General features: G+C 57.8%; 7 protein-coding genes. All 7 read right to left on the reverse strand.

The genetic code is table 11. The annotated features are described in order from the left end of the window. The coding region (locus B2W52_RS11330) for an AAA family ATPase (protein ID WP_286803098.1) at positions 1-432 on the reverse strand (432 nt) is incomplete at its 3' end. Beyond that, complete coding sequence (lolA, locus tag B2W52_RS11335) at positions 432-1,079, reverse strand: outer membrane lipoprotein periplasmic chaperone LolA (protein WP_008171735.1); 648 nt, start codon at positions 1,077-1,079, stop codon at positions 432-434. The genes B2W52_RS11330 and lolA, both read right to left, overlap by 1 nt. A 12-nt stretch (positions 1,080-1,091) precedes the next feature. After that, positions 1,092-3,674, reverse strand: coding sequence for a DNA translocase FtsK (locus tag B2W52_RS11340; RefSeq protein WP_008171737.1), 2,583 nt, complete (start codon positions 3,672-3,674; stop codon positions 1,092-1,094). Positions 3,675-3,680: 6 nt separating this feature from the next. Next, complete coding sequence (locus B2W52_RS11345; RefSeq protein ID WP_008171739.1) at positions 3,681-4,922, reverse strand: O-succinylhomoserine sulfhydrylase; 1,242 nt, start codon at positions 4,920-4,922, stop codon at positions 3,681-3,683. Positions 4,923-4,948: 26 nt separating this feature from the next. Further along, a complete protein-coding gene (gene purF / locus B2W52_RS11350; protein ID WP_273069888.1) occupies positions 4,949-6,475 on the reverse strand; it encodes an amidophosphoribosyltransferase in 1,527 nt (508 codons plus the stop codon). Between the two features lie 34 nt (positions 6,476-6,509). Then, positions 6,510-7,079 carry a CvpA family protein gene (locus B2W52_RS11355; protein ID WP_008171742.1) on the reverse strand — a complete coding sequence of 190 codons (570 nt, stop codon included), beginning with the start codon at positions 7,077-7,079 and terminating at the stop codon, positions 6,510-6,512. Positions 7,080-7,170: 91 nt separating this feature from the next. Further along, positions 7,171-7,555 (reverse strand): SPOR domain-containing protein (locus B2W52_RS11360; RefSeq protein ID WP_286803109.1); only part of this gene is annotated, 385 nt, incomplete at its 5' end.

Genomic DNA, 7,555 nt, shown 5'->3' on the forward strand with positions numbered 1-7,555 from the left:
ATTCTCAGTGGTCGCACCTACGAAGATGAAGGTACCGTCTTCAATGTGGGGAAGAAACGCGTCCTGCTGGCTTTTGTTGAAGCGGTGAACTTCATCCACGAACAACAGAGTGTCCCGACCTTGTGACTGCTTGCGATTACGTGCCCGCTCAACAACGGCCCGGATCTCTTTCACACCGCTCAGTACGGCCGAAACCGTCTCGAAACTGAGATCGCTGACATTGGCCAGTAGTTGGGCGAAGGTGGTTTTACCGACTCCGGGAGGGCCCCAGAGGATCATCGAGTGAAGCTGGCCCTGCTCAACAGCGCGCCGCAGCGGTTTGCCGGGCCCGACCAGATGAGCCTGGCCCACATAGTCATTCAGGCTTGCCGGCCGCATTCTCGCGGCCAGCGGCCGAAAGCCCGCGGATTCCGCGAACAGACTGTCCTGCATCAGGCCCCGTCCCGGATAATATCCACACCCTCCGGATAGTCGAGGGTGAACGCACCCGCTTCAACCGGTTCGTTCAGCCTGATCCGGTCGAAACTCAGTACGCTGAGCTGTGCCAGAGAATCCTGCATACGCATCTCCTGGAGCTCACCCTTGAAGAACGTCAGCCTGAGGGACGTAAAGAGGGAGTCCGGGCTTCTTGGCTCCAGAGTAAATTCACGGGTGTTGTCGCCTATCTGGCGACCGGACACCCTGTAGGTATCCTCCAGATTATCCACCTCACCGCTCAGTAAAAGCGCGGGTGTGGATTGCACTCGATCGTCGAGATTGTGGATCGTGACCTGTTCCAGGTCCGGATCGTAAACCTCCACGGTTTCGCCATTACTGACAATAAACTGCGACAAAGGCGCACTGGTCTCCCAGTAGAACAGCCCGGGGCGCTTGGCCTTCAGGGAGCCACGGGTTTCCTGAACCTTGTTGCCATTCTCGTTAACAACAATCTGGATAAAATCCGCCTGGTAGGACTCGTAGCCCTTCAGCAACGAGGCCAACTCGTTCGCGCTATCGCTGCCCTCACTCGCACTCAGAGGGCCGGCAATAAACACCGCCATGACCAGGGTGGCCAGGCATTTCACAAAAGATCGTCCCATTGCTTGTTACTCCTAATCTCTGGGTGGCGGCGGAGCCAGAACTTCACGTGCCCCGTTGTGGCCTGCGGCGCTTACCACGCCGGATGCTTCCATGGCATCAACCAGGTTCGCTGCCCGGTTGTACCCGATCTTGAATTTTCGCTGTACCGAGGAAATCGAAACGCGCCGCCCTTCGGTAACGAACGCAACGGCCTCGTCGTAAAGGGCATCCCCTTCACTATCCCCGCCTCCTTCCGAGAGGTTGGGAACGCCCGGCAGGCTCTCGCCTTCAGCACCATTGAGAACATCGTCCACGTATACGGGCTCACCCCGAGCTTTCCAGGCACTCACCACGCGATGGACCTCATCGTCATCCACAAACGCACCATGCACTCGTACTGGCAGACCCGAACCCGGTGGCAGGTAAAGCATGTCACCATGCCCCAGGAGCTGCTCAGCGCCACCCTGATCCAGCACCGTGCGTGAATCAATCTTGGACGAGACCTGGAACGACATCCGGGTGGGAATGTTGGCCTTGATCAGGCCGGTGATTACATCCACCGAGGGCCGCTGGGTGGCAAGGATCAAGTGAATACCGGCCGCCCGCGCCTTCTGCGCGATCCGGGCAATCAGTTCCTCAACTTTCTTGCCGACGATCATCATCATGTCGGCGAATTCATCAATCACCACCACGATGAAGGGAAGAGTGTCCAGCTCGGGGCGCTCCTGCTCGTCGTTGGCCAGGTATTCGTCCGGCTTCCAGAACGGATCCAGTAATGGTTCGCCGGCGGCCCTGGCATCCTTGATCTTGCGGTTGTAGCCCGCGAGGTTACGGACCCCGAGGCTGGCCATGAGCTTGTACCGCCGCTCCATTTCAGCGACACACCAGCGTAGTGCGTTGGCCGCCTCCTTCATGTCGGTGACCACCGGCGCCAGCAGGTGCGGAATGCCGTCGTAGATGCTCAGTTCAAGCATCTTGGGGTCCACCATGATAAAGCGGACCTCTTCCGGGCCCGCCTTCAGCAGCATGCTGAGCAACATGGCATTGACGCCGACCGATTTACCGGAACCGGTGGTGCCCGCCACCAGCAGGTGCGGCATTTTGGAGAGATTGGCCACCATCGGGTTGCCGCCAATGTCGTTACCCAGTGCCAGGGTCAGCGGTGAGTTCGACTCCTGAAACACCCGCGCGCCAAGCACTTCACTGAGCCGGACCATTTCCCGTTCTTCGTTGGGAATCTCGATACCGACCACAGACTTGCCAGGAATCACCTCGACTACCCGAACGCTCAGTACCGCCAGTGAGCGGGCCAGGTCCTTTGCGAGGTTGGAAATCTTGCTGACCTTCACACCTGGAGCCGGCTTGATCTCAAACCGGGTAATGACCGGGCCGGGATTGACCTCGACTACTTCAACGGATACCCCGAAATCCCCCAGCTTTTCCTCTAGCAGCCGTGACATATGTTCCAGGGATTCTTCGGAGTAGCCTCTTTCCTTATGCTCCTCCGGCGGGTCCAGAAGAGAAATCGGTGGAATCGGGCTTTCAATATCTTCCAGCAATGAAGGCTGCTTGTTGCCCTTGTCTTTGGACTGGGTCGGCTGTTCGTCCTTCTTGAAGGGCGAAATCTTCAGCGACCGTCCGGCAGACTGAGGAGATGCCTCGGGTTTGGCGGGTTTCCCGTTAGCGACAGGAGCCTCATCCCGTGAACTGAAGCTTTCGAGCCTTGCAGGTTCCGGGTCAACTTCGGCAGAGAGACCATCCAACGCGGGCTCTTTTCGACCGGTTTCTGGCTTCGACTCGGGCTTCGGGGCTTTTGGCTTCTTCGGCCCAAAGCCTGGAATCCGTTGCCACCAGCATGGTTTGTCGGCATCTGCTTTTTGCCGTTTGCTGTCCATGGCCGGCACACGGTCCTTGACCACAGGTGGCTCAGCTTTCGGTTCTGCTTTGGGCTCTGGCTTTTCCGACTTGGGCTTGCCTTTGAAAAGGCCTTTGATGGCAAGGCCCGTTCTGAGAGTCAAACCGCCCACCTGATCCATCAGCCAGAACCAGGAGAGACCGGTAGTAACCGTTAACGCGAACAGGAAAATGGCAATCAGCAGCAGGGTTGTTGCCGGCAGGTTGAAAAACCGCACCATAGCGTCGGCAACAGCCGTTCCAAGGACTCCGCCCGAGGACGCCCCCAGACCAAACACGGAATACAGTGACAACAGACTGGTTGCCGAGAGAAGAATCAGCAAGAAGCCACCGAAGCGCATCATGAAGAGTGGCCAGTGCAGATCCAGGGAATCGTTACGCCGACGGATGAGCATCAACGCGTATCCCGCAATCATGACCGGGAACAGATAGGCAACGTGGCCGAAGAAATCCATGAAAAGGCTGGCGAGCCAGGCACCAGTGCGGCCCGCATAATTCTGCACACTGGTGTCATGACCGATACTGGCCCAGCCCGGATCTGACGGGCTAAAGGTAACCAGTGCCATGGAAAGGTAGATGCAAAGGGCAATAAGCGCGATGACGGCGCCTTCGCGAGCGCCCTGGGCGGCCAGCCGGCGAAAGCGCTGCTGCTTCTCTGTCAGTTCCTGTGGTGCTTTCTTCGCTTTTGCAGATTCGGCCATGAATGCTCAGACGTTATCGGTGCTTTCGTTCCGAAGCGCCTGAAAGCCGCGTTCAAGATCGGTTTTCAGGTCTTCTACGGCTTCGATCCCCACGGAAATCCGTACCAGATTCTCCGTGATCCCGGCCCGCGCCTTATCCTCCGGGGATAGTCGCCCGTGAGTGGTTGTGGCCGGGTGGGTGATCGTGGTCTTGACGTCACCGAGGTTTGCGGTGATGGAGATCATCCGGGTGCCATCGATGAAGCGCCATGCCTCCTCCCGCGCACCCTTGAGCTGGAACGACAGCACACCACCAAATCCGGTCTGCTGCTTTTTCGCCAGCTCATGTTGCGGATGACTCTGGAGCCCGGCATAGAAAACACGTTCAACTGCCGGCTGTTGCTCCAGCCACAGGGCCAACTCTAACGCATTGTCACAGTGGGCGCGCATACGAATTGGTAAGGTTTCCAGGCCCTTCTGAAACACCCAGGCGTTGAAGGGGCTCATGGTGGGGCCGGCAGAACGAAGGAAGCCATAGACCTCTTCCATCATCTTCTCTGATCCGACCACGACGCCTCCCACGCAGCGACCCTGACCATCCAGATATTTGGTCGCCGAGTGAATCACGATGTCTGCGCCCTGCTCCAGCGGGCGCTGGAGCACCGGCGTGCAGAAGCAGTTATCGACTACGAACAGGGCGTCGTTGTCTCTTGCCAGCTGCCCCAGGATCTCCATATCGGCCACTTCGCACAGCGGATTGGACGGCGTTTCAATAAACAGCATCCGGGTTTCGGGACGGATCGAAGCCTGCCACTCTTCCATATCCGTCAGACTGACAAACGTGGTTTCCACCCCGAAACGTGCCATGTATTTCTGGAACAACACGTTGGTGGTGCCGAACACACCCCGGGAGCAGATCACATGATCGCCGCTCTTCAGTAGCGCCATGCAGGTGCTCAGGATCGCAGACATACCGGATGCGGTGGCGACGGCACGTTCACCGCCTTCCATGGCCGCGATCCGACCTTCAAACGCCTGGACCGTAGGGTTGGTAAACCTGGAGTAGATGTTTCCGGGCTCTTCGCCGCCAAATCGCGCCGCCGCCTGGGCCGCGCTGCCATAAACGAAGCTGGACGTGGGGAATATCGCGTCGCTGTGCTCAAGCTGCCCGGTGCGGATCTGCCCTGCCCTCACGGCCAGGGTGTCCACGGACATCCCGTCCAGGTCGGACTCCGGGATCCAGACAGTTTCTTCGCGGCGAAAAGTCATCTACATCTCCTGCCTGAAAGCGGCGTTCAGTCTTCGTCGTTATGCAAGTCGATAATGCCATTGTCCCCGTCAGCACCACCGGCACTTTCGGATCGCTTTTCGTCATTGCGCAAGCCGTCAATGCGGCTCAGATACGCTTCATCGACATCACCGGTCACATAATCGCCAGTGAATACCGAGCACTCCCATCCCTCAATGTCATCGTTCACTTCACTGACGCAGGTTATAAGGTCCTCCAGATCCTGATAGAGCAGCCAGTCGGCACCAATCAGTTCCCGGATTTGCTCTACGGTGCGCCCGTGGGCAATCAGCTCACTGGCGGAGGGCATGTCGATACCATACACGTTCGGGTAGCGAACTGGAGGCGCCGCAGACGCAAAATAGACCTTACGGGCACCGGCATCCCGAGCCATCTGGACGATTTCCTTGCAGGTGGTACCGCGAACGATGGAATCATCCACCAGCATCACGTTTTTGCCACGAAACTCCAGATCGATCGGGTTAAGCTTCTGTCGGACCGATTTCTTGCGCATTTTCTGGCCCGGCATGATGAATGTCCGGCCGATGTAGCGGTTTTTGATAAAGCCTTCACGGAATTTCACCCCCAGACGATACGCCATCTGCATGGCCGACGTTCGGCTGGTGTCCGGAATCGGCATGACAACGTCGATATCGTGATCCGGTGTCTCGCGGAGCACTTTCTCCGCGAGGGTTTCGCCCATGCGCAGGCGAGCCTTGTAAACGGACACCTTGTCTATGATGGAGTCAGGCCGGGCGAAATACACGTGTTCGAAAATGCACGGGTACAGATGCGGCTGGTCGGCGCACTGGCGGGTGTAGAGGGTACCGTCAGTTTCGATATAGACCGCCTCGCCCGGGGCAATATCGCGCACGAGGGTGTAGCCCGCTGCGTTCAGGGCAACGCTTTCAGAGGCAATCATGTATTCCTTGCGGCCATTCTCATCGGTGCGTTCGCCGTAGCAGGCAGGCCGGATACCATTCGGGTCCCGGAAGCCAACAATGCCATAGCCGGTAATCATGGCAATAACGGCGTAGGCACCCCGGCAGCGTTTATGAACCGCGCTCACCGCAGAGAAGATCTCATCCTTGGTCGGGTCCAGCTTGCCAAGCTTCTGCAATTCATGGGCGAACACGTTCAACAGCACTTCCGAGTCGGAGTTCGTGTTGATGTGGCGCAGATCGGTCCGGAACAGGTCCTTGCTGAGATCATCAGCATTGGTCAGGTTGCCGTTGTGAGCCAGTGTAATGCCATACGGGCTGTTCACATAGAACGGCTGGGCTTCGGCGGAGCTGGAACTGCCAGCAGTCGGATAGCGCACGTGGCCTATACCCACGTTGCCCACCAGACGACGCATATGACGGGTATGGAAAACATCCCGTACCAGGCCATTGTCCTTGCGGAGGAAAAACCGTTCATCCTGAAATGTCACAATGCCCGCCGCGTCCTGGCCCCGGTGCTGAAGTACAGTCAGCGCATCATAGAGCGACTGATTGACGTTGGAAGTACTGACGATGCCGACAATGCCACACATGGATAAGTGTATCTCCGAGTGTTAAAACTGAATGTTAGCGGGACACGGACGCGGGTTCCACGCCTTCCTGCTCTGTAACGGAATCCGGTTCCGGCGCGTTTTCAGGCGCAGGCCCAAGAAAGCGCGCAAATTCATCGCCCAGGGTCCGTCTGGACCAGTCTTCAACCACCGCCAGGCGATCGATAATGATCGAGGTTCGCCACCAGGTATCCTGGGCCAGCGGTGTGTAACGGGTAAATGCAATCGCAACGATCACCACCACCACGCCCCGCAAAAGGCCAAAACCCATTCCAAGCACCCGATCGGTGGCCGACAAGCCGGTAGCTCGAATCAGATGACCGATCATGTTGTTGATGATGGCACCGACGATGAGCGTTCCAAAGAAAAGTATGGCAAAAGCAGCAATCAGCCGGACAAGCGGTGTTTCAACCGTGCTCTCCAGCAGGGACTGCATCTGGGGGTGGAAGGTTCTGGCCAGGATAAACGCGCCCACCCAGGTCACCAGCGAGAGGGCTTCCCGTACAAAACCCCGTTTCAGACTGATGAGGGTGGAAACTGTAATCAGGGCGATAATGACCCAGTCAATCCAGATCAGCGCTTCCATTGAAAACCCGGTGGAGAAAAGGAAGCGCGAATTCTATCAGGAAACCCCGGTTCGCCAAACCGCAAGACACACATAAACCGGACCCCGGGCGTTATTTTTCGCCGGAGGTCACCAGACTGTTAAGACCAAAGGCATCGTCCAGAGCCCTTTTGGCGGATTCGGCCTCGGTTTTTGACGCAAAGGGCCCGCTGAAGACCCTTGTCAGCGTTGTGTCGCCGCGGACAACCTCCTGAAGATGCGAGCCATAGCCCTTTTCCCGGACCTGATCTCTCAAGCGTCGGGCGTTGTCGGCATTGCCAAAGCTGCCCAACTGCACCACCCAGGCGCCATCCAGCGACCGCTCATACTCTGCAGCTTCTGTGGCAGCATTCTCCGAGGTCTGTTCAGATGTCTGAGCCGGCTCATTGGTGGATTCCTGGGCGTTGCCGCTCTCGGGCTGGGCAGCATCGGACGAATCGGTTACGTCCTGCATCTCA

The sequence above is a fragment of the Marinobacter sp. UBA2498 genome, from assembly GCF_002341575.1.
GTDB lineage: Bacteria > Pseudomonadota > Gammaproteobacteria > Pseudomonadales > Oleiphilaceae > Marinobacter > Marinobacter manganoxydans.

Excerpts from the sequence above, each read along its gene's own strand:
- lolA (WP_008171735.1), bottom strand. The coding sequence starts at position 1,079 with ATGGGACGATCTTTTGTGAAATGCCTGGCCACCCTGGTCATGGCGGTG.
- B2W52_RS11340 (WP_008171737.1), bottom strand. The coding sequence starts at position 3,674 with ATGGCCGAATCTGCAAAAGCGAAGAAAGCACCACAGGAACTGACAGAG.
- B2W52_RS11345 (WP_008171739.1), bottom strand. The coding sequence starts at position 4,922 with ATGACTTTTCGCCGCGAAGAAACTGTCTGGATCCCGGAGTCCGACCTG.
- purF (WP_273069888.1), bottom strand. The coding sequence starts at position 6,475 with ATGTGTGGCATTGTCGGCATCGTCAGTACTTCCAACGTCAATCAGTCG.
- B2W52_RS11355 (WP_008171742.1), bottom strand. The coding sequence starts at position 7,079 with ATGGAAGCGCTGATCTGGATTGACTGGGTCATTATCGCCCTGATTACA.